The organism is Saccharomonospora glauca K62, from assembly GCF_000243395.2.
Lineage (GTDB): Bacteria > Actinomycetota > Actinomycetes > Mycobacteriales > Pseudonocardiaceae > Saccharomonospora > Saccharomonospora glauca.
The window spans coordinates 4,249,023-4,272,278 of sequence record NZ_CM001484.1 but is presented as its reverse complement, the minus strand read 5'-3'; the positions used below and the strand labels follow the sequence as shown (position 1 = coordinate 4,272,278).

At 68.7% G+C, this 23,256-nt stretch carries 24 protein-coding genes and 3 tRNA genes; 16 read left to right on the top strand and 11 right to left on the bottom strand.

The features are described from left to right. Position 1: 1 nt before the first annotated feature. Genes SACGLDRAFT_RS19960 through SACGLDRAFT_RS19950 form a run of 3 tightly spaced genes read right to left on the bottom strand, consistent with a single transcriptional unit; the run spans position 2 to position 1,246 of the window. Positions 2–421, bottom strand: a complete 420-nt coding sequence (locus SACGLDRAFT_RS19960; protein WP_005466807.1) for a hypothetical protein — start codon at positions 419–421, stop codon at positions 2–4. Next, entirely contained in the window at positions 414–779 is a 366-nt protein-coding gene (locus SACGLDRAFT_RS19955; protein ID WP_005466806.1) for a hypothetical protein, read from the bottom strand. The genes SACGLDRAFT_RS19960 and SACGLDRAFT_RS19955 overlap by 8 nt, the downstream gene beginning before the upstream one ends. 56 nt (positions 780–835) lie before the next feature. Further along, the gene (locus SACGLDRAFT_RS19950; protein ID WP_005466804.1) at positions 836–1,246 is read right to left on the bottom strand and encodes an acyl-CoA thioesterase; all 411 of its coding nucleotides are present in this window, start codon (positions 1,244–1,246) and stop codon (positions 836–838) included. A 177-nt stretch (positions 1,247–1,423) separates the two neighbouring features. On the opposite strand from SACGLDRAFT_RS19950, the gene SACGLDRAFT_RS19945 reads away from it, so the two are divergent. From SACGLDRAFT_RS19945 to SACGLDRAFT_RS19935, 3 genes are read left to right on the top strand one after another with little or no spacing between them, the layout of a single operon-like run. Beyond that, positions 1,424–2,821, top strand: coding sequence for a hypothetical protein (locus SACGLDRAFT_RS19945; RefSeq protein ID WP_005466802.1), 1,398 nt, complete (start codon positions 1,424–1,426; stop codon positions 2,819–2,821). Then, a complete protein-coding gene (locus SACGLDRAFT_RS19940) occupies positions 2,821–3,789 on the top strand; it encodes a glutamate ABC transporter substrate-binding protein (protein ID WP_005466801.1) in 969 nt (322 codons plus the stop codon). Before SACGLDRAFT_RS19945 ends, SACGLDRAFT_RS19940 begins: the two co-directional genes overlap by 1 nt. Positions 3,790–3,807: 18 nt before the next feature. Then, positions 3,808–6,342 carry a serine/threonine-protein kinase gene (locus SACGLDRAFT_RS19935; protein WP_005466800.1) on the top strand — a complete coding sequence of 845 codons (2,535 nt, stop codon included), beginning with the start codon at positions 3,808–3,810 and terminating at the stop codon, positions 6,340–6,342. 9 nt (positions 6,343–6,351) lie between these two features. Here the strand turns inward: SACGLDRAFT_RS19935 and SACGLDRAFT_RS19930 are convergent, their stop codons facing one another. The 3 genes from SACGLDRAFT_RS19930 to SACGLDRAFT_RS19920 all read right to left on the bottom strand — a co-directional run bounded on the left by SACGLDRAFT_RS19930 (position 6,352) and on the right by SACGLDRAFT_RS19920 (position 9,403). After that, complete coding sequence (locus tag SACGLDRAFT_RS19930) at positions 6,352–7,548, bottom strand: metallophosphoesterase (protein ID WP_005466799.1); 1,197 nt, start codon at positions 7,546–7,548, stop codon at positions 6,352–6,354. A 7-nt stretch (positions 7,549–7,555) separates the two neighbouring features. Continuing rightward, positions 7,556–8,122 (bottom strand): PaaI family thioesterase, encoded by a 567-nt coding sequence (locus tag SACGLDRAFT_RS19925; RefSeq protein WP_040920208.1) that lies wholly within the window; start codon positions 8,120–8,122, stop codon positions 7,556–7,558. 84 nt (positions 8,123–8,206) lie between these two features. Next, a complete protein-coding gene (locus SACGLDRAFT_RS19920) occupies positions 8,207–9,403 on the bottom strand; it encodes a L,D-transpeptidase (RefSeq protein ID WP_040919349.1) in 1,197 nt (398 codons plus the stop codon). A 444-nt stretch (positions 9,404–9,847) separates the two neighbouring features. Between SACGLDRAFT_RS19920 and SACGLDRAFT_RS19915 the strand changes: the two genes are divergently transcribed. Then, entirely contained in the window at positions 9,848–10,051 is a 204-nt protein-coding gene (locus SACGLDRAFT_RS19915; protein ID WP_005441988.1) for a cold-shock protein, read from the top strand. 88 nt (positions 10,052–10,139) lie between these two features. Here SACGLDRAFT_RS19915 and SACGLDRAFT_RS19910 read toward each other — a convergent pair whose 3' ends face one another. Further along, positions 10,140–10,643 carry a hypothetical protein gene (locus SACGLDRAFT_RS19910; protein ID WP_005466795.1) on the bottom strand — a complete coding sequence of 168 codons (504 nt, stop codon included), beginning with the start codon at positions 10,641–10,643 and terminating at the stop codon, positions 10,140–10,142. A 380-nt stretch (positions 10,644–11,023) separates the two neighbouring features. Here SACGLDRAFT_RS19910 and SACGLDRAFT_RS22870 point away from each other — a divergent pair, with 380 nt between their 5' ends. The 6 genes from SACGLDRAFT_RS22870 to SACGLDRAFT_RS19880 all read left to right on the top strand — a co-directional run bounded on the left by SACGLDRAFT_RS22870 (position 11,024) and on the right by SACGLDRAFT_RS19880 (position 13,541). Then, positions 11,024–11,269 (top strand): hypothetical protein, encoded by a 246-nt coding sequence (locus SACGLDRAFT_RS22870; RefSeq protein ID WP_005466793.1) that lies wholly within the window; start codon positions 11,024–11,026, stop codon positions 11,267–11,269. A 424-nt stretch (positions 11,270–11,693) separates the two neighbouring features. Further along, a tRNA-Glu gene (locus SACGLDRAFT_RS19900) sits at positions 11,694–11,766 on the top strand. 20 nt (positions 11,767–11,786) lie between these two features. Next, positions 11,787–11,863 (top strand) — tRNA-Asp (locus SACGLDRAFT_RS19895). A gap of 28 nt (positions 11,864–11,891) precedes the next feature. Further along, a tRNA-Phe gene (locus SACGLDRAFT_RS19890) sits at positions 11,892–11,965 on the top strand. A 134-nt stretch (positions 11,966–12,099) separates the two neighbouring features. Beyond that, on the top strand, positions 12,100–12,996 hold the full coding sequence (locus tag SACGLDRAFT_RS19885) for an SDR family oxidoreductase (protein ID WP_005466792.1): 897 nt from the start codon (positions 12,100–12,102) through the stop codon (positions 12,994–12,996). Further along, on the top strand, positions 12,993–13,541 hold the full coding sequence (locus SACGLDRAFT_RS19880) for a carboxymuconolactone decarboxylase family protein (protein ID WP_005466791.1): 549 nt from the start codon (positions 12,993–12,995) through the stop codon (positions 13,539–13,541). Before SACGLDRAFT_RS19885 ends, SACGLDRAFT_RS19880 begins: the two co-directional genes overlap by 4 nt. Before the next feature lies 1 nt (position 13,542). Here SACGLDRAFT_RS19880 and SACGLDRAFT_RS19875 read toward each other — a convergent pair whose 3' ends face one another. Then, positions 13,543–14,061: a YceI family protein gene (locus SACGLDRAFT_RS19875; RefSeq protein WP_005466790.1), complete on the bottom strand. Its 519-nt coding sequence runs from the start codon at positions 14,059–14,061 to the stop codon at positions 13,543–13,545. Positions 14,062–14,648: 587 nt separating this feature from the next. Here SACGLDRAFT_RS19875 and SACGLDRAFT_RS22980 point away from each other — a divergent pair. The 5 genes from SACGLDRAFT_RS22980 to SACGLDRAFT_RS19850 are packed head-to-tail and all read left to right on the top strand — an operon-like array spanning position 14,649 to position 17,744. Continuing rightward, positions 14,649–14,783, top strand: a complete 135-nt coding sequence (locus SACGLDRAFT_RS22980; protein ID WP_269727989.1) for a hypothetical protein — start codon at positions 14,649–14,651, stop codon at positions 14,781–14,783. 1 nt (position 14,784) lies between these two features. Continuing rightward, on the top strand, positions 14,785–15,525 hold the full coding sequence (locus SACGLDRAFT_RS19865) for a (Fe-S)-binding protein (RefSeq protein WP_005466789.1): 741 nt from the start codon (positions 14,785–14,787) through the stop codon (positions 15,523–15,525). Then, entirely contained in the window at positions 15,507–16,934 is a 1,428-nt protein-coding gene (locus SACGLDRAFT_RS19860) for a LutB/LldF family L-lactate oxidation iron-sulfur protein (RefSeq protein ID WP_005466788.1), read from the top strand. The genes SACGLDRAFT_RS19865 and SACGLDRAFT_RS19860 overlap by 19 nt, the downstream gene beginning before the upstream one ends. Further along, positions 16,927–17,538 carry a LutC/YkgG family protein gene (locus tag SACGLDRAFT_RS19855; protein WP_005466787.1) on the top strand — a complete coding sequence of 204 codons (612 nt, stop codon included), beginning with the start codon at positions 16,927–16,929 and terminating at the stop codon, positions 17,536–17,538. Before SACGLDRAFT_RS19860 ends, SACGLDRAFT_RS19855 begins: the two co-directional genes overlap by 8 nt. After that, on the top strand, positions 17,535–17,744 hold the full coding sequence (locus SACGLDRAFT_RS19850; RefSeq protein ID WP_005466786.1) for a LuxR C-terminal-related transcriptional regulator: 210 nt from the start codon (positions 17,535–17,537) through the stop codon (positions 17,742–17,744). Before SACGLDRAFT_RS19855 ends, SACGLDRAFT_RS19850 begins: the two co-directional genes overlap by 4 nt. Before the next feature lie 74 nt (positions 17,745–17,818). Here the strand turns inward: SACGLDRAFT_RS19850 and SACGLDRAFT_RS19845 are convergent, their stop codons facing one another. Continuing rightward, the gene (locus tag SACGLDRAFT_RS19845; RefSeq protein WP_005466785.1) at positions 17,819–20,578 is read right to left on the bottom strand and encodes a sensor domain-containing protein; all 2,760 of its coding nucleotides are present in this window, start codon (positions 20,576–20,578) and stop codon (positions 17,819–17,821) included. A 211-nt stretch (positions 20,579–20,789) separates the two neighbouring features. Between SACGLDRAFT_RS19845 and SACGLDRAFT_RS19840 the strand changes: the two genes are divergently transcribed. Beyond that, positions 20,790–21,962, top strand: a complete 1,173-nt coding sequence (locus tag SACGLDRAFT_RS19840) for a beta-ketoacyl synthase N-terminal-like domain-containing protein (protein WP_005466784.1) — start codon at positions 20,790–20,792, stop codon at positions 21,960–21,962. Between the two features lie 16 nt (positions 21,963–21,978). On the opposite strand, the gene SACGLDRAFT_RS19835 is transcribed toward SACGLDRAFT_RS19840, so the two are convergent. Together SACGLDRAFT_RS19835 and SACGLDRAFT_RS19830 are read right to left on the bottom strand one after the other, a co-directional pair. Next, positions 21,979–22,410: an OsmC family peroxiredoxin gene (locus tag SACGLDRAFT_RS19835; protein WP_005466783.1), complete on the bottom strand. Its 432-nt coding sequence runs from the start codon at positions 22,408–22,410 to the stop codon at positions 21,979–21,981. Positions 22,411–22,478: 68 nt separating this feature from the next. Beyond that, positions 22,479–23,201, bottom strand: a complete 723-nt coding sequence (locus SACGLDRAFT_RS19830) for a TetR/AcrR family transcriptional regulator (protein ID WP_005466781.1) — start codon at positions 23,199–23,201, stop codon at positions 22,479–22,481. Between the last annotated feature and the right edge of the window lie 55 nt (positions 23,202–23,256).

Sequence of the window (23,256 nt, the reverse complement as noted above, 5' to 3'; positions counted from 1 at the left end):
CCTACCGCCTCGGCGCGGTACGGCGCAACCACAGCAGCCCGAAGACGGGCAGCACCAGGGGGATGAAGAGATACCCCATCCCGTAGTTCGACCACACGGTCGCGTCGGGGAAGGCGTCGGGCAGGAGCACGCTGGTGGTGCCGATCACGAGTACGCCCGTCATCTCGAAGGCGCAGGCCGCCACGGCGACGCGCCACCAGCCGACTCCGTGCTTCGCCAGCGCCAAGGTGGCGAGTATGTACACCACGGCGGCGAGCGCGGACAGCGCGTACGGCACGGGCGCCTCGTCGAACCGGGTGGCGATCTGCGCCACCGCCCTCGACGTGGCGCCGATGGCGAAGATCGCGTAGACGGCGATCAGCACCCGTCCCGGACCGCTCGCGGTGGCGGGACGGGACGCGGTCGTCTCGGACTCAGGCACTCGCGCCCTCCCACACCTGGTACATCCGCAGGATCAACACGGGCACGGTGATGCAGGCGACGCCCAGCACCGCCGTGCTCGATCGAGTACGTTCGGCCAGCGCCCACACCGTGCCCAGCGGCAGCACCAGCAGGATCGCGACCAGGTAGACGAGGAAGGTGACCATGCTGCCGGGCCGCTGTCCCGAGATCAGCAGCACGACGGAGATCACCACCTGGACGAGCAGCAGCGCCTCCACGGCGGCGAGGCCGTACAGCAGGGAGCGAGTGGGGGGTCGATTGACGGCCACGAGCACGAAGCTCCAGATGGCGGCCGCGAGCGCGCAGACCGCGACCGCGACGGCGAACCCACTGATCACTGACCCTCCCGATATCTACGACCAGTCGTAGGATACGGGGAGGGTCGTCCGGATCTTCAGCTGACCATCAAGGTTCGCAACGCTTCCCGGAGCTTTCCGGGGATCTCCACGGGGCGTCGCGTCTCCCGGTCGACGAAGACGTGCACGAAGTGCCCCTCCGCCACCAGCTCCGAGCCGTCCTCGCGGTGCAGCCCGATCTCGTAGCGGACGCTCGACCGGCCGAGGTGTCCCACCCGCAGCCCCACGGACACCTTCTCCGGATACGACACCGAGGCGTGGTAGTTGCAGTGCGACTCGACGCACAGCCCGATGACGCCGCCCTCGTGGATGTCGAGACCACCCCGTTCGATCAACCACTTGTTGATCACCGTGTCCATGAGGGAGTAGTGAACGACGTTGTTGACGTGCCCGTAGACGTCGTTGTCCTTCCACCGGGTCGGCACGATCTCCCAATGCGCGTAGCTCACCGGTGGAGACTCTCATGATCGACCGGTTCGGGGCGAGACCCGCGGGCGAGTTCACGTCCGACGATCGCGCTGATCACAGCAGTGGCACGATCATCGGTCTCTTGCCGGACTCCGCACTCATGGCCGAGCCATCTCGGATACGGTTTTGCGCGTGCCGAGACTGGGTGGAGGAACGCGATGACGAGCACCGTGCCGCGCAGCGGCTCCGAGGCCGCCGTGGCGCCCGCTGGCTCGGAACCGCCGAACCGCGGTCCGAGGGCGGGGCTCGCCGGGCTGCTCGACCTTCCCGCCGAGCTGGTGCGAGGCATGGCACGGTCGGCGGCCACGACGCCGGGCAAGTTCTCGCTCATCGGCGTCGGTCTCGTGGTGCTTACGCTGCTCACCGGCCTGATCGGCACCCTGTCGATGCAGAGCCGGGACGACGGCGTGAACGCGCTCCTCGAACACCGGGAGCCGCTCGCCGTGGCCGCGCAGGAGGTGTACCGGGCGCTGTCGGACGCCGAAGCCACGGCCGCCACGGCGTTCCTGACGCCGGGAAGTGAGCCGGAGGCGCTGCGCGAACGCTACGCGGCCGACATCGCCAAGGCGGGTGCGGCATTGGCGAAGGCGGCGTCCGACTCCGCGGGCATCCCCGAGGCCGCCGAGCAGATCGACATCCTCAGCAGACAGCTGCCGGTCTACACCGGTCTCATCGCCACGGCCAAGGCGAACGATCGCCAGGGCTATCCCGTCGGCGCGGCCTACCTGCGGGAGGCTTCCGAGCTGCTGCGCTCCACGCTGCTGCCCGCGGCGGAGGAGCTCTACGACATCAACGCGCGCAGACTGGGCGAGGAGCAGGACGACGTGACGGGCTTTCCGTGGCTCGTCGCCGTGGTACTGGTGGCCCTCATCGGCGCGCTCGGCTACGCGCAGGTCTATCTGAAGCGAAAGACGAACCGCGTCTTCAACATCGGTCTCCTGGTGTCCTCGGCCGCCGTGGGACTGCTGGTGCTGTGGACGGCCGTGGCGCTGATCGTCCAGGGCGTGTACGCGGGCAGTGGTCGAGACGACGGCACCGAGCAGGCCGACCGGCTGGTCCGGGCGCGTATCGCCGCGCTCCAGGCTCGCGCCGACGAGACCCTCGCCCTGGTTGCCCGTGGCGGGGGCGGGGAGTACGAGCAGGGCTTCACCGAGCAGTTCCGGCAGTTCGCCGGTCCCGACGGGCGCGGCGGGCTCCTCGGGGAGGCTATCGCCCATGCCGGGCCGAGCGAGTCCTTGAACGCCGCGGTCGACCACGCGGTGGCCTGGCTGGAAGCTCACGAGCTCGTGCGCGAATACGACGAGACCGGGGAGCACCGGCAGGCGGTGCTGCTCGCGATCAGCGACGACGACGATGACAGTCCCGCCAAGGTGTTCACCAATCTCGACAGCGAACTCGCGGCGTCGATCGACGCGGCGAGGCGGGACTTCGCGGAGAACACCTCCGCCGCCAGTGGCGCGCTCACCTTGCTCGCCCCCGGCTACGCGGTGCTGTCGATCATCGCCGCGCTCGGCGCCACACTCGGTATTCGCGAACGGCTGCGGGAGTATCGCTGATGACAACCCGAACCCGAACCCGAGGCGGGCTGCTCGCATCGCTGCTCGCCGTGACACTGGCGGGTTGCTCGACGACCGCGCAACCCGTGGACCCCGCACCGGTCGACTCCGTGCAACGACCGATGCCGGCCAACACGGAGATCGACCCGGAGCTCGACACGGCCGACGCCGGCGACGACAGTTGCAATCCCACCGCGAGCCTGCGACCCGACTCCTCCATCCCGCCCTCCTCGACGATGGCCGAGATCAGGGAGCGGGGAAAGCTGATCGTGGGGGTCGACCAGAACACGTTCCTCTTCGGTTTCTCCGATCCCGAGACCAACGAGCTGAGCGGGTTCGACATCGACATCGCGAGGGAGATCGCGCGGGACCTCCTCGGAAGTCCCGACGCCATCCAGTTCAAGCCCCTCTCGTCCGCCGAGCGGATCGAGGCGCTCAAGAACGGCGACGTGGACATCGTCGTGCGGACGTTCTCCATCACGTGCGAACGTCTCCAGGAGATCAACTTCTCCACGGTGTACTACGTGGCGGGGCAGCGCGTGCTCGTGAACGCCGACTCGAAGGTGCGCGAGCTTGAGGACCTCGCGGGCGAGCGGGTGTGCGCGGCCCGCGACTCGACGTCGTTGCAGAACATCGCCAACAGCGAGGCGAAGCCGATTCCGGTGGCCGTCAACGACTGGTCCGACTGCCTGGTGCTGCTCCAGCAGGGGCAGGTCGCGGCGGTGTCGACCGACGACACGATCCTCGCGGGCATGCGTGCGCAGGACCGAAAGGGCACGAAGATCGTCGGTGAGCGGTTCACCAGGGAGTACTACGGGATCGGTATTCCCAAGGGCAACGAGGACATGGTGCGCTACGTGAACTCGGTGCTGGAGAGGATTCGAGGCGGCGCGTGGCAGCAGAGTTACGACCGTTGGCTGCGCGAGGACCTGGGGGCCGCCTCCCCGCCCAAGCCCGAGTACCGGTGAGACCTTTCGGAGGTAGCAGTGTCGGATGAGCAACGCCGTCCTCGGCATGCCGCGCCGGACGAGGCCGGTGTTCCGACCGGCCAACCGGAGACGTCCTCGGACTCGTACCCCAAGGGGCAAAGGCCGTCCCAGCCGTCGAGTTCGCGTCCGGCGCCCGAAGCACCCGCCGTGCTGCCGTCGGCGCGGCCCCCGCAGCAGCCGGGGCCGTCGGTCCCGGAGCCGCAGCTCACGAGCGTGCTGGCGGGAAAGGCCCCCGCGACGACCTTCATCGCTCCCCCGAAGCCGCCGGCCGAGCCCAGCACTCCGCAGGAGCTGCCCGATCCCGGCACGGAAAGTGTGCTGCCCCGCAGCACGAGCGGGCCGATCTCGATGCGCGGCACCGGCACCGGGACGGGCACCGGCACGGGGACCGGAACCGGGACGGGTACGGGGACCGGCACGGGCACGGGAAGCTATCCGGGTAGGCCCCGTCGAACGTCGTCGCGCAAATCCCGCCGGGGCAGGCTCGGTGCCGGACTCGTGGACGTCCCGGCCGTGCCCTACCGGGACCCGGCCGAGGCGGTGTTGAAGAACCCGGTCGTTTCGGAGGAGAAGCGCTACTGCGGTAACTGCGGTGCGAAGGTCGGCCGCAGCCGCGACGGTGTTCCCGGATCGCCCGAGGGCACGTGCGACAAGTGCGGCACGCGGTACTCGTTCGTGCCGAAGCTGCGCCCGCACGAGATGGTGGGCGGCCAGTACGAGGTGTACGGCGCGCTGGCGTACGGCGGTCTGGGCTGGATCTACCTCGCCAAGGACCACAACGTCAGCGAACGCTGGGTTGTCCTGAAAGGACTGATCAACACCGGCGACGCCAACGCCGTCGCCGCGGCGGTGAACGAGACCAAGTTCCTCGCCGAGGTCGAGCACCCCAACATCGTCAAGATCTACAACTTCGTCGAGCATCCCGACCCGGACACCGGCAACTCCGTCGGCTACATCGTGATGGAGTACGTCGGCGGGCAGTCGCTGCGGCAGCTCGCGTTGGAGCACCACCGGCGCAGCGGCCGTGCCGAGCCGCTGCCGATCGCGCAGGTCATCGCCTACGGGTTGGAGATCCTTCCGGCGTTGGGATACCTCCACAACCAGGGCCTGCTGTACTGCGACCTCAAGCCCGACAACGTCATCCAGACGCGCGAACAGCTCAAGCTGATCGACCTCGGTGCCGTGCGCCGCATGGACGACTACGAGAGCCCGCTGTTTTTCACCAGCGGTTACAGCGCTCCGGAGTTGGCCACCCACGGTGCCTCCGTCGCGTCGGACCTGTTCACCGTCGGGCGCACGCTGGCGGTGCTGAGCTTCGAGTTCACCGGCTACACCAGCAAGTACAAGACCACGTTGCCCAGCAGGGACGAGGTCCCGCTGTTCAAGCTCTTCGACAGCTACTACCGGTTCCTGCGTAGGGCTACGCACGCCGATCCCGACCGCCGGTTCCTCTCCGCCGAGGACATGGCCGACCAGCTCATGGGCGTGCTGCGCGAGATCCTCGCGATGGGTACCGGCAAACCGCGACCGGGCGCGTCCAGGGTGTTCGGGCCCGAGACCAACACGTTCGGCGTCAACCTGGTGGTCCCCGAACGCGGTGGGCGTCCCCCGCTGCCGGACCCGAACGAGGTGGTCGCGGGGCTGCCCATTCCCCAGGTGGACACCGACGACCCCGGCGCGGGGGTGTTGGCCACGCTGCTGTCGGCGGGGCCCCAGACCGCGATCACGGCGTTGAAGAACGCGCCGAGGGAGTCGATCGAGGTTCGGCTTCGGATCGTCAGGGCCCGCATCGAGTTGGGTGAACTCGCGGAAGCACACCGGCAGCTGCAGGCCGCGCAGTACCTCGCCATCAAGTCGGGCTTCCCGCACGACTGGCGGGTCGACTGGTACAAGGGGTTGATCGAACTCGCCGGTGGGCGCCCGAGGGTGGCCAACGTGGCATTCGAGGCCGTGTACGACGAGCTTCCGGGCGAGATCGCGCCCAAGCTGGCCCTGGCCGTGAGCGCCGAGGCGGTGGGGGACTACTTCAAGGCGTCGCGGTTGTACGAGCTGGTGTGGCGTACCGACCACTCCTACGTCAGCGCCGCCTTCGGGCTCGCGCGGGTGTACCTGGCGCAGGGCGGTCGCCGCAGCGCCATCGAGGTGCTGGAGTCGGTGCCCGCGTCGTCGACGCACCACGTGGCCGCGCAGGTCGCGGCCATCAAGATCAAGACTCAGTTCGTGGACGGCCCGCACCAGCTCACCGAGGCCGAACTCGTACAGGCCGCCGAGCAGCTCGATCGTTTAGACCTCGACGTCGAACGCCGGACGCGTTTGGAGGCGGAGGTGCTGGAGGCGGCCTTCGAGTGGTTGCGGTCGGGGCAGCGGCCCAATCAGGGCGGCACGATCCTCGGCACCCCACTGGCCGAACGCGACCTGCGGTTCGCCCTGGAACGTCGCTACCGCACGCTGGCGCGGTTGGCGGACGACTCGCAGACCCGGATCGCCCTGGTCGACCGGGCCAACGCCGTCCGCCCGCGCACGCTCACGTGAGACCGCAGCTCACGTGCGGCGCAGCTCGACGATCGTGATGTCCGGCGGTGCCCCCACGCGCACGGGCGGGCCCCAGAAGCCCGCTCCGCGCGTGACGTACATCTTCGTGTTCTCGCGCTGGTAGAGCCCGGCCACGGCGCCCTGTTGCAGACTGACGGCCAGTTCGAAGGGGGAGAGTTGGCCGCCGTGGGTGTGCCCGGCCAGCATCAGGTCCACGTCGTGGCGCACCGCGTCGTCGAAGTCGATGGGCTGATGGGCGAGCAGCACGACGGCTCGGCCGGGGTCCCTGCCCGCGAGCGCCTTGCCGATGTCGCCGGGGTCCTGCCACTGGTAGCCCGTGGCGTCGTTGATGCCGGCGAGGTCGAACACGCCGCCCCGGTGCCGGATCTCCACGCGCTCGTTGCGCAGCGGCCGGATACCGAGCTTCGGTACGAACTCGATCCACTGCCGGTACCCGACGTAGTACTCGTGGTTCCCGGTGACGAGGAAGGTGCCGTACGTGCTCCTCAGCTCCGCCAGCGGGGCGGCCGCGTCGGCGAGGTCCGCCACGTCGCCGTCCACGAGGTCGCCCGCGATGCCGACGACGTCGACGTTCTCGGCGTTCACCAGGTCGACGATCCGCTGGGTGAACGAGCGGCCGAGGATGGGGCCGAGATGTACGTCACTGATCAACGCGATGCGCAGGCCCTCGACGCGCGGGTCGAGTCTGCGGAGCGCGATCGGCACGCGTGTGATCGTCGGCGGGCTCAGTGCCACGTTCGTGCCGTAGCCCACCAGACCGAGTGACACCACGCCGGCGAGTGCTGCCGAGCCTCGTGACAACGCCGTCCTGCGGGAGATCCGCGGTGAGCGGGTCGATGCCGGGGCGGATTCGCCGTCCGGGGTGGCGTCCTCGGTCTCGCCGGGGTCCCGCCTCACCCAGCCGCGTAGGGCCAGCCGGGGCAACTCCAGCACGAGCAGGGCCAGCAGTAGGTAGAAGAACAGCGCCAACCACAGATAACCCGGCCAGGCGAACCAGCGGGCGATCTCCGGCGAGACGCGCGTGCCGAGCGACAGTGCCGCGACCAGCAGTGCCACGCACACCGCGAGCGCGATCGTGCCCACTCGCCGGGCCGGGCCGCCGGGCCGGGTCGTGTCCTTGACCAGTCGTTTCCAGAGGTAGAGATGGACGACGACGATCAGGACGCTGAGGACGGCGAAGAACATCGGAGCGTCAGGGGTTGATGTCCCAGTCGGAGTGGCGCTCGCCCAACTCCTTCAACTGCTCGACATCACCGTGCTTGACGAAGTGCTCCACGCCGACGGTGACGAACAACGCCCGTGCCTCGACGGCCAGCGGCCCGTCGGGGGCGTCGAGCCTGCCCTCGGCGCTGACGTAGACCTTGCGGCCCGCGACACCGTCGAGCTTGGCCACGATGTACAGCGTCGAGCCCACGGGCACGGGTTGGCGGAAGTCGGTTTCGAGCCGCCCGGTCACCGCGGGCTTCCGCAGCAGATTGCCCACCGTGGAGCCCATCGCCTCGTCGAACGCGCAGGTCAGCAGACCACCGTGCGCGAGTCCCGGCGCGCCCTGGTGGTCCTTGGTGACGGTGAAGGTCGACACCACGACGCCCTCGTCGTCGACGGTCGAGCGAATACGCAGTCCCGACTCCACCTGGTCGCCGCAGCCGAAGCAGTGGCTGTAGTGCGCGCCCAGCACGGTGCCCGGAGAGGGCGCGTCGGGGTGGGGAGTCGGCGCCTCCACCTCGACGGGAGGCCAGTTCTGTGCGGTTGTGCTCACGGCCACCACGCTAATCGGGGTCGGGGAAAGGAATGTGGCGGTGGTCGCGTAAAGCGGCCACCGCCACATCGGGGATCACGCCGTTCAGTCGTCGAGGGCCGAGAACGACTGCCACTCCTCCCAGGAGTAGATCCAGTCGTAGTAGAGGCCGTCCTTCTCTTTGAGCTGCTGCGAGCTGCCCGTGATCTCCACGGGGTCGCCCGGCAACGCGCTGTCGTAGAACTCCTTGGCGTTGGCGGGCGAGAGGTTGACGCAACCGTGGGAGACGTTCCTGTTGCCCTGGTCACCCACCGACCACGGGGCCGAGTGCGTGAACTCGCCGTTGTTGGAGATCCGCACTGCCCACTCGACCTCGAAGTCCTCGTAGCCGTAGCCGGGGTTGTTCATGAAGTACTTGGCGTGCTTGCTCATCACCACGTGCACGCCGCTGCGCGTCACCCGGCCCGGATCGGAGTCCAGGCCGAAGCTGGCCGGGTAGTCGGCCACCTTCTCGCCGTCGCGGTAGACCTCGAAGCGGTGGGTCTGCGTGTTGCCCTTCGCGATCTGGGCGCGACCGATGGAGAAGTCCACGGTGAGATCGTTGTCACCGTAGACGCCGTCGCCGAAGTGCACACCGTAGAGGTCGGCCCTCACCTTCACCTCGGTGTTCGGCTGCCAGTACTCCTTCGGGCGCCAGTGCACGGAACTGTCGGACAGCCACGCCCACGAGCCCTCGGTCTCGGGGGAGGTCTCCACGTGCAGCGCTTTTTCGACGGCGGCCTTGTCCTTCACGGGAGCGTCGAAGGTCAGCGAGATCGGCATGGCGATGCCGTAGGTCTTGCCGTCGCCGACGTTCGACCGCACACCGTTGGTGGCGGACGGGGTCACCGTCGTGAACGAGCCCTCGATCGGGACGTCCTTGCCGTCGGCTCCCTTCGCGGTGCCCGACCACGTGTACTTCTTGCCGTAGCCGAGCGGTTCGGCCACCGACCAGGAGGTTTTGTCCTCCGACAGCTTCCCCTCGACCTTCTTCCCCTCGGGGTTGGTCAGGGCGATGTCGGTGATGGTGCCGTTCTCCACGGTCACCGATACCGGGTCGCGCGGTGCTACATCGTCGCTTCCGGCGCTCGGTTCGAGGGTGATCGACGCCGCGTTCGCCGCCGCGTCCTCCTCGCCCGGCGCGCCCTGGGCCGTGTTACCCCCTCCGGAACTGGTGCACGCCACCAGGCCAAGGAGAGCGGCGAGCGCGACAACCAAGAGCGTGAGTGGTCTTCTTCCTGATGCCGGCGTCGAATCCGTCAATGTGGTCCCCTTCTCCCCGCGTACCCGACTGACGTAATGGAACGTTTGTTCGTTGCCCCAACGGCGAGGTGATCACTCTCACACCTTCGTGTCAGTTCACCCCTAGTGATGACGTCTCCGACTCCTCTTTGTGTTCCCACTTCGGGGGGACGAGAGCGAGATGTGATCGAGGTTGTGGTCGCGGACGGCGGGGTTCGCGCAACACTTCGGCCCGTGATCCGCCCGGATGGGCCAACCGAGGCGGAAAGGGGTTCGCAAACTCGAGAATGCCGGTAGGCTTCAAGGTGGCCGTCGTTTTGCGTGTTCGTGGCTTCACACTCGCGGAACTTCTGACGCGGGCCGTTAGCCGAACACGCTCACGTGCTCGTCTCGTTGGAACCGCCCGGGACGGCCGGGATGTCGCTCCGGTGGCGTCCATGCGGAACAGCAACGAGGAGTACAGCGGTGGCGCAAGGCACTGTGAAGTGGTTCAACGCCGAGAAGGGTTTCGGCTTCATCGCCCAGGACGGCGGTGAGGGCGACGTGTTCGTTCACTACTCGGAGATCGAGGGTCGTGGTTTCCGCACGCTGGAGGAGAACCAGCGCGTGGAGTTCGAGGTCGGCCAGGGGCAGAAGGGGCCGCAAGCTCAGCGGGTGCGGGCCCTCTGAGGGGCTGAGTCACCTTCACTGACGGCGAACGAGCCCCCACCGGATCCGGTGGGGGCTCGTTCCGTGTTCGGCAACGGTGTTCGTGGTCTCAGTTGAGTCGGCCGGATACCGCTTCGCTGGGCCACTGGTGCTGGTCGAGGAACAGCTCCTCGGTCACGGCCTCGGCGTCCTCGTCGGAGGGGAAGGGCTTCCGGGAGGGGAAGGCGGAGGGCTCCTGCGTGGCCGGTTGGGGCTCGGGCGGCTGGGGTCCCGGCCGGGGAGCGTCGTGAGGGGCCTTCTCGCTTGCGAGGCGCTCCATCACCCACTCCTGGACCAGGGCCTGCGGAGAGGTCCCGAGCTGTGTGGCGAGCTCCTTGAGCTGATGGCTCGCGGCGAGGCTGAGCCGCAGCTGGTAGACCTGCGCTTCCCCGAACCGTCGCCCGGAGCCGGTGCTCTCCAGATCGCTTTCGGGAGACAGGGCCGCGAGATAGCTGGCCAACTCGGGGTCGTCGGTGGCCGGCTCGTCAGCCGCGGGCTTGGTCCTGTCGGCACGACGTGCTGAGTTCGCGGCCCGATTGGCACTTCGGCTGCGTCCGAATGAGGGAAGAGGCACGACCACACGATAACGGTTGTGTCTCGGCGTGCGGCAACCCGTGAATGGCGAGTCGTCGGAGCAGTTCGAATTCGTATCCGGATATGGAGAGGCCCCCGCGCCAGGGGGAGGAACGCGGGGGCCGGAGGGGATCTCCACAGGCGCTGACCGGGGGTGTGTCAGCACGTCGATTGTTACACGACCTCAAGCACGATCGCGAGTGCTGGAACCAAAAAAGCTTGGGGAGCCGTTACCTGACGGTGGCTCTTCGTTCATTGCTCACACGATCGAGATTCCTCCCAGTTTACTCTCCGTGATCGATAGTTCACTCTCCGGGGGGCTGCGAGGCTTTCCCCGTGGTCGTTAGCCTCGCGGCCTGACGTCGAGCCCTTGGAGGAGCCATGAACGGGTCGGTTGAGGTGCGGCAGTTCCTCCTTCGATACGAGGGAGAGGAGCGCGGCGGAGGATACGGCGTGGTGCCCACGCAGCGGGGCGCACGGGAGGCCCCGCGAATTTCCGACGATCAGGTTCGGAGGGCCCGGCTCGCCGTCGCGCACGGTGCGACCGGAGTTGAGGACTGTGCGCGATTGTTGGAGATGTTGGGGCTGACTCCGGACGGCAGTGGACGTAATCCGGTGCAGCGTTGAGTCGGGAGGCCGGGAAATGTTCCCGGAACGGCCGTGTCGTGGGGAACACCCAGGTGCGCACCCTCTGGTCGAGCACCTGGGTAATCCGTGGTCGAGGTACTGGCGACGGCGGGCGCGATGTGATCGCGTTCGGTCCGGGCCGCGGCGGTGTTTCGTACTGCTTCGGAATCCCACGTGTGACCGGAGGGTCTGCCTGACGGCGTTGGGTGCGGAGCGCTCGGCCGAGGCGGCGCGATGAGGCGTCGAACCCGCTTCGACCGACGTTCGGGGGCAAACCTCGACGGCGGGAGCGTTTGCGCAGGTCAAGGGCGGGTTTTCGGATTAGGGGACCCCCCTTTGAAGGGGCTGGAACCGGTACCGTAAACTAATCATCGCTCCCAGGGGGACCTGAGAGCACGGTCGATCGGTTCGCCGAACCGACTGGGCTCCCATCGTCTAGCGGCCTAGGACTCCGCCCTTTCAAGGCGGCAACGCGGGTTCGAATCCCGTTGGGAGTACGGGATAACTACATAGTCAAGGCCCTGTGGCGCAGTTGGTTAGCGCGTCGCCCTGTCACGGCGAAGGTCGCGGGTTCGAGTCCCGTCAGGGTCGCCACGGCGTTCCGGTGTTGCGCCGGCGTTTCGGCCAGGTAGCTCAGTTGGTACGAGCGTCCGCCTGAAAAGCGGAAGGTCGCCGGTTCGACCCCGGCCCTGGCCACATTCGTAAGCTGCCGTCCTGACCGAGTCGGGGCGGTTGTTCTCTGTCGGCCCCGTCTCGGGGCGCGTTTTCCGCCTCGGACTCCCCTTTTCGGCTCTGCTGAACGGCGTCGATCTTGGTTACACTCCGCCTCCATGTGGCGGCTCTCACGACCCGAGAAGATTAGTGACCTGCGCGGACGCAAGGTCTTTCTCACCGGAGCCGCCAGCGGTATCGGCAGGGCCGTCGCGTTGCGGGCCGGTCGGCAAGGAGCGGTGCTTCACCTCACCGCCCTCCGAGCCGAGGCGTTGGCCCGTGTGGTCGAGGAGATCAGGGCCGAGGGTGGCACGGTGGCCTTCGCCGAACCCGCCGATGTGTCCGACTACGACGCGGTGCGTCGGCTCGGGCAGCGATTGACCGCGCGCCACGGCCCCATGCACGTGGTCATGAACATCGCCGGCATCGCCGTCTGGGGCACCGTGCGGTCGCTGGAACACCACCATTGGCGGCGCTTGGTCGAGGTGAACCTGATGGGGCCGATCCATGTGATCGAGACGCTGGTGCCTCCGATGATCGACAGTGGCGGAGGCGGCCATCTGGTCAACGTGGCCTCGGCGGCCGGGATCATCGGCATGCCCTGGCACGCGGCCTACAGCGCCAGCAAGTTCGGCGTGCGCGGGGTCTCGGAGGTGCTTCGCTTCGACCTGCGTCGCCACGGCATCGGGGTCAGCCTGGTCTGTCCCGGTGCGGTCGCCACTCCACTGACGGACACCGTCGAAGTGGCGGGAGTGGACAAGAGCAGCCGCGCGTTCCGGCGCGCGCGAGCCGGTTTTCGCAAACATGCCGTCACCCCGGAGCAAGCGGCCGCCGCCATCCTCGACGGTGTGTGCCGCGGCCGGTACTGGATCTACACGTCCAACGACGTCAGGCTCGCCCACGCGTTGCAGCGGTACGTGCCTTTCGCCTACGACTGGCTGATGCGGGTGATGAACTGGGGCGCCAACAAGGTGTTGCCCGCCGTGGCCGAGGCACGTCGGGAGAACGCGGCGTGAGCGGGGCGGGGCCGAGGATCGGGCCGGGCGGACGTCGTGATCTCGGGCTCGTCACCTGGGCGTTCACCCGTCTCGCCGGTCGGGTCGCGGGGACCGAACCTCCCGCGCTTTTCACCGTCCTGGGACGGGCTCGTGGACTGTTCCGGGGCTGGCTGCACTTCGCGGCTCGCCTGATGCCGGGAGGTCGGTTGCCGCGAAGGGACAGCGAGTTGGTGATCCTGCGGGTCGCCACGCTGGCCCACAGCGACTACGAGCTCGCTCACCACCGGCGGTTGGCGCGACGTGTCGGGGTGAGCGAGGCCGAGTTGGAACGGGTGGCGGAAGGACCGGAGGCGCCCGGCTGGTCCGAACGCGAGCGGCTGTTGTTGCGGGCCACCGACGAGTTGTGCGAGCTACACGACGTCACCGACGAGACCTGGGCGGAGTTGTCGCGGCAGCTCGACGAACGCCGGTTGATCGAGCTGTTGCTGCTCGTGGGGCACTACCGGATGCTCGCCACCACGCTTCGTGCGCTGCGAATCCGGCCCGATCGGCGTAGGCGGTGACTCACCGCCGTACGAATCGCACGGTGAGGGTGAAGTCGAGGTGGCGGTCGAGCATTCCCGGCGAGGCGGTGACGCCGAACTCGGTGCGATCGACGTGTGCCGTCGCGTGGGCGGTGAAGGAATCGCCGTCCGTCGAGGACTCCGTGACCCGCACGGTGACGGGTTTGGTGGTCTCGCGGACGGTGAGCAGGCCCGTGAGGGTCTCGCCGTCCCACTGCATCGAGCGGAAGGTGATCGTCGGATACCTGGAGGTGTCGAGGAACATCGCCGAGCGGACGATCCGGTCGCGCAGCGGGGTGGGGGTGCGGAAACTCGTCGCGTCGATCTCCGCCTCCACTCTGGACTCCGTGACCGGTTCGGCGACGTCCGCGACTCCGGACTTCAGGGAGAACGTCCCCCGCACCGGGAGCACGAACAGGTGTTTCGTGGTGAACTCCACCTTGGAACGCGCGAGGTCGAGCTCGTAACGGCCCGGTCGAGGAGTCGCGATCTCGGTGTCGTCTGTGTGACCCAGTGTCATGGTGCAATCCAACAGGAGTCCCGTCGCCCCGGTCTCGGGGGCCGTCCCGTCACAGCGACCACGGCCGAAGCGGTAGGTGACGTGCTCCCGGCCGAGCGAAGCCGAGTGCTTTTTCGCGACAACCAGGCAATGGTCGGACGACCTCGTGTCCCGGAGTGAGCTCTCTCGGGGCTTGCCGCCCTGCCGTGCCGACTCGGCAAGCCCCGCGGTGTGGCGGTCGAGGCCATGCCGGTCATCGCCGTGACTTTGCCCGAGCCGGTTTCCACCGTGGCCGCCGTGCCAGCCGGGCACGACGACTTCGCCCGCGTCCCGTGCGGTACGTGGGCGCCCGGCGGCCTACGGTTTTTCTCCCCCTCTTCGAACGAATCCGCACGTCGGGACGGCTTCCCCAACGAGGCGGCCCCCGGCGGGACCGCGTGTTCCTCCGCGACCCGATGGGGCTGTGGCCGCTCGGTGAGTCCCTGAGCCTCTGGCGTGAGACGGGGCGTCACATTACCCTCGACCGAGTGTTGCGTGAGGTCATGAAGGAACCAGCGCTCGCGTCGGTTACCGACCCGAGTCATCCGATGTTTCTCCCGTCGGTTGGCATGCCCGTGCGGATCGCGCGGTTCTGCGAGGGCACGGGGCAACCGGTGCCGACGACACCGCCCGCCGCGGTCCGGGCGACTCTCGAATCGCCGGTCCCGACCCACGCCGACTCCGTGCGGGTGGGGGCGAGCTGAAATGACAGCCGCGCGAAAGCCGAGGGTGGCGTTGTTCGCCACCTGCCTCGCCGACACCCTCTACCCGGAGACGGCCAAGGCCGTCCTGCGGCTTTTGGAGCGACTCGGCTGCGAGGTGGACTTCCCACTCGGGCAGACGTGTTGCGGGCAGATGCACTACAACACGGGCTACCGGGACGAGGCCCTTCCGCTCGCCCGCCGCTATGCCGAGGTGTTCGACGGCTACGACTACGTGGTGGCGCCGTCGGGCTCGTGCGCGGGCATGGTCAGGGAGATCCATCCCGGCCTGTGCGGGCCCAGCTCCGCCGTCGAGCGCACGTACGAGTTGAGCGAGTTCCTGGTCGACGTCCTCGGTGTCACCGACGTGGGCGCGTACTTCCCGCACAAGGTCACCTACCACCCGACGTGCCACTCACTACGGATGCTGGGGGTGGGCGACCGGCCGCTGCGGCTGTTGCGCGAGGTACGAGGCCTGGAACTGGTCGAGTTGCCGCAGGCGGAGCAGTGCTGCGGTTTCGGTGGCACGTTCGCGTTGAAGAACGCGGAGACGTCCACGGCCATGCTGGCCGACAAGATGCGCTGCGTGCAGCACACGGGCGCGCAGGTGCTCACGGCGGGGGACAACTCCTGCCTCATGCACATCGGCGGCGGGCTCTCCCGGCTGCGTACCGGAGTACGCGCCGTGCATCTGGCGGAGATTCTCGCGAGTACGGAGGAGCACCCGTGGGTCGCAACCCCGTGACGTGGCTCGGTAGCCCCACGTTTCCCCGCGCGGCGCGGACCGCGCTCGGCGACACACAGCTACGCACCAACCTGCGCAAGGCGACGACCACGATCCGCGCCAAGCGCGCCAGGGCCGTGGCCGAGCTGGCCGACTGGGAGCGGCTGCGCCGAGCCGGCGAGGCCATCAAGAACGACGTGCTCGCCAACCTCGACACCTACCTGGTGCGATTGGAGGAGGCCGTCACCGCCCGCGGCGGGGTGGTGCACTGGGCGCGCGACGCCGAGGAGGCGAACCGCATCGTGTTCGACCTCGCCCGCGCCAAGGGGGCCGACGAGGTGGTGAAGGTGAAGTCCATGGCCACCGCCGAGATCGGCCTCAACGAGTACCTCCGGGCGAGGGGCGTGCGCCCGGTCGAGACGGACCTCGCCGAACTGATCGTGCAGCTCGGCAACGACCGGCCGTCGCACATCCTCGTGCCCGCGATCCACCGCAACCGGTCCGAGATCAAGGAGATCTTCTCGCGCGCGATGGCGGAGCCGCCCGACAGCGACGACCCACGCGTGCTCGCCGAGGCGGCGCGGCGACACCTGCGGCGCCGGTTCCTCTCGGCGAAGGTCGCGGTGTCGGGGGCCAACTTCGCCGTGGCCGACACCGGTTCCGTCGTCGTGGTGGAGTCGGAGGGCAACGGGCGCATGTGCCTCACCCTGCCCGAGACGCTGATCACGGTCATGGGCATCGAGAAACTCGTGCCGACGTGGCGGGACCTGGAGGTGTTCCTGCAGCTGCTTCCCCGGTCGTCGACGGCCGAGCGGATGAATCCCTACACGTCGGTCTGGACCGGGGTGACTCCGGGTGACGGTCCCGGCGAGTTCCACCTCGTGCTCCTGGACAACGGTCGCACGGCCACCCTCGCCGACGAGGTGGGCAGGCAGGCGCTTCGGTGCATCCGCTGCTCCGCCTGCCTCAACGTGTGCCCCGTCTACGAGCGCACGGGCGGACAGGCGTACGGGTCGGTGTATCCGGGGCCGATCGGTGCGATCCTCGCCCCGCAGCTCGCCGGGGACATGACGGACAAGCAGGCCGCCTCGCTGCCCTACGCGTCGTCGCTGTGCGGTGCGTGCTACGAGGTGTGTCCCGTGCGTATCAACATCCCGGAGGCGCTGACCCACCTGCGGGCGCGGGCCGTGGAGGCGAGACCGAAGCACACCGCCGAGGCGCTGGCCATGTCGAGCGCCGGCTGGGTGTTCCGCGACCCACGCCGGTACGAGGCCGCGCAGCGGGCCGGATCACTGTCCCGGTTCCTCGCCGGAAGTGACGGAACGATCAAACGTCTGCCGTGGCCCGGTTCCAAGTGGACGTCCACTCGGGACGTACCCGCGGTGCCGAAGGAGTCCTTCCGGATGTGGTGGAGGCGCAACCGTGGATAGTGCTCGAAGCGATATCCTGGCTCGTATCCGCGCCGTGCCGAGGCGGCAGCCCGCACCCGTGCCGAGGGACTACGACACGGCTCGCAGCGTGGAGGACCCGGTCGGCCTCTTCGTCGAGCGGGTGGAGGACTACCGAGCGGTCGTTCGACGTGTGTCGGAGGACGAGCTGCCGCAGCGCATCGGCGATTGCCTCGCCCGTCGCGGGGTGTCGAACATGGTGGCGCCGCCCGACCTGCCCGAGTCGTGGCGGTGGGCCGGAACGCGTTGGTCGCTCGACGAGCCCCCGCTGAGTTTGTCTGAAGTGGACTCGGCGGACGGTGTGCTGACGGGCGCCGCGGTGGCCATCGCCGAGACGGGCACCATCGTGCTCGACGCGGGCGCCCGGCAGGGGCGCCGCATGCTCACCCTGGTTCCCGACTACCACCTCTGCGTGGTGCGGGCCGACCAGATCGAGGTCAGTGTCCCCGAGGCGTTACGGCGCCTCGATCCCACGCGGCCGCTGACGTTCGTCAGTGGTCCTTCGGCCACGAGCGACATCGAGCTCGACCGGGTCGAGGGCGTACACGGCCCGAGAACGCTGGAAGTGCTGGTGGTGGACATATGACGTCGTGCGAGCGAGTGAGGCTGGCCGACCGGGACGTCGAGCTGCTGCGGCTGCTGGCGAAGGGGCTGCCACTGGACGCGGTGGCTCGGCGGGTGGGGCTGTCCGAACGCACCGTGCGTCGGCGGGTCCGAGGGGTGTGCGACCGGATCGGCGTGAGCACGCGTATCGAGGCCGTGGTGTGGGCGGTGCGGCACGGCCTGTTCTAGGGGCACAGCCACGGGGCGCGACAGCTGCTCCCGGTAGGTGGATTCCTCGTGCGGGACGCTCCCCGGCGGGGTCTTCAGCAGCCGAACACCTCGTCGGCCGGAGCCGGTTTGCCGAAGTGGAAGCCCTGGGCCTGATCGCAGCCGAGCTCCCGCAGGATCGCCACCTGGCGTTCGTTCTCGGTGCCCTCGGCGATCACGGTGAGGCCGATCGAGTGGGCCATCGTGACGATGCCCTTGATGATCGCCTCGGCGTCGGCCTGATCGGGGCCGTCGAGGCCCGCCACGAACGACCGGTCGATCTTGAGCGTGTCCAGGGGCAGCTTCCACAGTTGCGCCAGCGACGAGTAGCCCGTTCCGAAGTCGTCGATCGCCAGGCGGACCCCGAGTCCCCGCAACGCGGTGAGCACGTCGGCCGCCGTCGCAGGGTCCAGCATCAGAGCGCTCTCGGTGATCTCCAGACACAGCTCGTCGGGCGGAAGCCCCGTGCTGCGAAGCGCGTCGCTGACCGTGTCCACCACCGACTCGTCGTCGAGCTGCCGTGCGGAGAGGTTCACGGTGAGGCTCGTACGCACTCCCTCGCGCAACCGCCGCCGCGCCAGCTCGCGGGTGGCCGTTCGCAGCATGTGGCCGCCGACGAGGTTGATGAGGTCGCTCTCCTCGGCCAGCGGGATGAACTCGGAAGGTGAGATCGGACCGTGCGCGGGATGGTTCCACCGCAGCAGGCCCTCCACGGCCACGCGTTGGCAGGTGCGCAGGTCGACCACGGGCTGGTAGGCGACCCAGAGCTGGCCACTTCGGACCGAGTCGCGCAGGTCCTGTTCCAGCCGTAGCTGGCGTTGCACCCGCTCCCGCAGCTCGACGTCGAAGAACTCGTGCCTGCCCCGGCCGCGGGTCTTGGCCTGGTACATCGCCACGTCGGCGTCGCGCAACAGGTCCTCGGCCGAACGCTCGTCGTCCTCGCGTGCCGTCACGACGCCGATGCTGGCGTCGACGCGCAGTCTGCGGCCCTCCACGGTGATGGGTTCGGTGAGTGCCTTGCGGATGTGGTCGATGAGCGCCTGGATCTGCTTGCCGTGCTCCACGCCGAAGGTCACGACGGCGAACTCGTCACCGCCGAGCCTGCCGACCACGTCGTGGTGGCGGACGCAGTTCTTCAGCCGTTGTCCGGCGATCCGCAGCACCTTGTCGCCGATACCGTGGCCGAGGGAGTCGTTGATGACCTTGAACTTGTCCAGGTCGATGAACAGCACGCAGGCGGGCGACCGGCCCTCGCGTCGCCGGAGGGCCTCCTCCAGCCGTTGCAGCACGAGCGTGCGGTTGGCGAGGTTGGTGAGCGGGTCGTGGGTGGCGTCGTGTTCGAGCTGCTCGCCGATCGCCTTGCGCTCGGTGATGTCGGTGAAGGACGTGACCACCTGGTGGGGTGGAGCGGAGTTGGGGTTCAGCGGTCGGCAGCTCATTGACAGCCACACCCAGCGTCCGTCGGGACGACGAGCCCGCACCACCCGGCCGTTCGTCGCCAGGCCCGTGGTCCGAGTCGCCGCCAAGGGGTACTCGCTCGGCGGGATGCGCGCGCCCGACTCGTCGTACAGCGGGAACAGGGTCGGCGAGCAGCCGAGCATGGCCTCGACGGGCAGCCCCAGGATGCGGCCCGCCGCGGGGTTGGCCGAGTCGACGAAGCCGTTGGCGTCCGTCACGACGACGCCCTCGTCGAGCGCGGCCACCACCGTGCGGTAGCGGCGTTCGGCCGTCCTGCGGGCGGTCTCGTCGGCGCAGACCAACACGTAGCCGCGGTCCATGGGGGAGGCCGACACCCGCACGGTCAGCGCGGACCCGTCGGCCTTGCGATGTTCCGCCTCGATCACGCCGCCTTCGGCCACCACGGCTTCCGGATCGAGTGGCGCGCCCACGAGTTCCCCCACCGGCTTGCCGAGCGCGATGTTCTCGGAGTGGCCGTAGATGCGTTCGGCGGCCGGGTTCCAGCTCGTCACCATGCCGTCCGACGTCGTGCCGATGATCGCGTCGCTGACGTGGCTCACCAGTGCCGCCTGGTAGCGCAGCGCCGCCTCGGCGGCCTTCTGGGCGGTGATGTCCCGCATGATCACCTGGTAGGCGGGCTTGCCCTTCCAGGTGGTCCGCACCGACACCGACTCGATGAGCATCGAGCCCCCGTCGAGGCGGGAGAGCCGCACCTCGGTGGGCTCGGTGGCCTCGCCGGGGTTGCGGAGGGAGGCCACCCGCCGCAGCAGCTCGGGGACGGACGCCGGGCTCACGAAGTCGATGATCGGGCGACCGAGCAACGCCGAGGGCTCCTCGGCGGCCACGAACCGAGCCGCGGTGGGATTGACGTAGACCAGTTCCCCGTCCTGGTGCACGCAGATGCCCTCGGGACTGAACTCCACGAGCAGGCGGTAACGGTCGGCGAGATCGGCCAGTGCCTGCGTGTTCCCGCGCTGTTCAGTCACGTCCGTGGCTATTCCCACGAGGCGTTCCGCCTTGCCGGTGACGGCACTGCCCTGCGCGCGGGCGAGAAAGCGAGTCCATCGGGTTTCACCGCCGGGCGTCGTGTGGCACTGCTCAAGATCGAAATTGTGCCACACCGGGCAATTCCCCGCCGCGACGGTCAACGGTTCGATCAATTCCAGCAGCCGTTCACGCACCGCTTCGGGGTCGTCGGGGTCCATTCCGAGGATGGCGGGCAGCTCCTCGCCCCACGTAACGTCGTAGGTCGGGAGATCGACAGACCACACGTCCGCGGTGCTCGCGGCGAGCGCGAGCTCGACGATGTCCTCCCGGCTCCGCCCGGTGGAAACCTCGTCGTGGGTGTACGCCTCCATGATCAGTCCATCCGCTGCTCGTCACCGGGAGTTTGATTACAGCATGAAATCACTACTAGGCGAATAGGAGGAATCGTCCCTCGTCTGTCGCGGCATGCGTCTTGGGGTCCCTCGACCGGCCGTCACCAGAGTAGGCGGCCATTTCACACAGTGCCGTTCGACGGTGTTGGGACAACCCATCAGGAATGCGAACCGAAGTGAGGGGTGCATCGTGAGCCCACAAGGCGGAATCGGGATTTGCGGAGTCGGGGCCGTTACCGGCTATGGCTGGGGACGCGAGGCTCTGTGGGAAGGATTGCGGACAGCCAAACCCGCGGCTACGCTCACCCGTGGTTACGGCTGTGGCGAGGACGGCGACCACGACGCCGGCTGGGTGGCGCGGGTCCCGGACGGCGGGGATCCGGAGGACGGGAGGGGTCGCTTCGCCAGGGCCATGCGGGCGGCGGCTCGCGAGGCGATCGAGGACGCGCACCGCCGCGGGTGGCGTGAGGGCCGCCGAGTGGGTCTGCTCCATGCCGTCGTGCTCGGCGAGGTCGACCTGTGGCGGGACTTCTACCTGTTGGAACACGGTGATCTCAGGGCCAGGGACTACCTCGCGCTGATGCCGTCGACGCCGATGTCCACGCTCATGCAGGAGTACGGTTTCCACGGCCCCGCGATGAACGTCTCGGCCATGTGCGCGTCGGGTAACGCGGGCCTGCTCACCGCGAAGCTGTGGTTGGACGCGGGTCTCGTCGACGACGTCGTGCTGGTGGCCACCGATCTGTCGCTGACGCCCGAGAACGTCCGGCACTTCGTGCGGCTGGGGGTCACGGTGGTGGACACCGACCCGCTCGACGGGTGTCGCCCGTTCCAGGAGGGTAGCCGCGGGTTCGTGATGGGGGAGGCGTCCGTGGCGTTCGTGGTGTCGCGGCGGGCGAAGGAGCCGTACTCGACGCTGCTGGGCGGTGCCATGTCGCACGACGCGTTCCACGCCACGTCGATCGACCCGGAACTGCCGCAGGTCAGGCTCGCCTTCCGAGAGGCTTTGCACGACGCGGGCGTGCCGGCGAGCGCGGTCGGCTACCTGAACGCCCACGGCCCCGGCACCCGGCAGTGCGACACGGCGGAGGCGACGATTGCCGACGAGCTGTTCCCCGCGGACACCGGGCTGTACTCGGTGAAGCCGCTGGTCGGACACTGCCAGGGGGCCGCGGCGGCCGTGGAGGTCGCGGTGGCGGCACTCGGCTACGACCGCGGTCACGTGCCCGCGCCGCCTCGCGTCGCCCAGTCGCACCCGAGGCTGCTGCACGGGATCGTGGACGTGGACGACCGGCTCACCGTGAAGTCGTCGCTGGGCATGGGCGGGCACAACTCCGTGGTCGTTCTCGCGCCGCCGGCTTGAGTCGCCGTCGACGGCGTCAGACGAGGGCGGCGTCCAGCGTGATCTTGGTCCCCGCGAGCGCGCGGCTGACCGGACACGTCTCCTTGGCCTGTTTCGCGAGACGGCTGAACCGCTCCTCGTCGACGCCGTCCACGGCGGCTCGCAGGGTGATGTCGACGGTGTTGATGCTCAAGCCTCCGTCGGAGGGTTCGACAGTCACCGCGGCGGTGACGTCGATGGTCTTCGGGGTCAGCCCGTCCTTCTCCAGGGTCCCCGCGAGGTTCATGGCGAGGCAGGACGCCTGCGCGGCGGCGATCAGCTCCTCGGGGCTCGACGTGCCCTCGGGTTCGCCGATTCGACGGGGAAAGGTGACGTGGAACCGGGCCGAGTTCGACGAGTCGAGCGTCAGCTCACCCGTCCCCGAGTTGAGCCCACCCTTCCAGTGGGTGGTCGCCTTGCGTGTGGCCATGTCTTCTCCTTCGGTGGCCTCGGGGCTTGACCGGCTGCTGTCCTTGTCGATGGTCGCGCCGTTGCCTCTCACCCGCCATTCCGGCGTTCACCGGCAAGCCCGACGAAGTCGGCCATTCGTTCGATCGTGTGGGAGAAGAAGGCGTCGGCCGGGTCGAGAGTGCTCGTGAACTGGCCCGTCAGCTCGAAGCTGACCATCCCGAACAGCTGGGTCCAAGCGGCGAGTCCTCTCGCGAGCAGCGGCGCGGGCACGTCGATGTCGAGCGCGGCGACGACGGCGTCGAGCTGTGGGAGCAGCGGGGCGGGGGGGCTGGCTTCGTCCGGGGCTTCCGTGAGTTCGCCACGGGAGACGGCTGTCGCGAGTACCCCGACGAGCGCGCGCGGGACACGGCTGGCCGGACCGATCGTGTCCCGCGGTGCCTGGTAGCCGGGAACCGGTGAACCGTAGACCAGCAGGTATTCGTGAGGGTTTCGCAGTGCCCAGCCGCGTACGGCGTGACAGGCCGCGATCCACTGCGCGCGTGCGCCGTCGTGGTGGCGCACGGCCGCCTCGACCGCCTCGCCCAGGCTGTCGTACGCGTCGATGATCAGGGCGGTGAGCAGCTCGTCGCGGCTGGAGAAGTAACGGTACAGCGCTGACGACACCATTCCCAGTTCCCTGGCGACGGCGCGCAGGGACAGTGCCGAGGCGCCCCGGACGGCGAGCTGTCGTCGGGCTTCCTCCTTGATCGCGAACGTGATCTCCGCTCTGGCGCGTTGCCGGGCGTTCCGATGGACGGGGGTCGAGGTCATGTCCCTCAGTCTGACACAGCGGAGATCGATGAACGCGAACGAGAGCGCTGCTCTT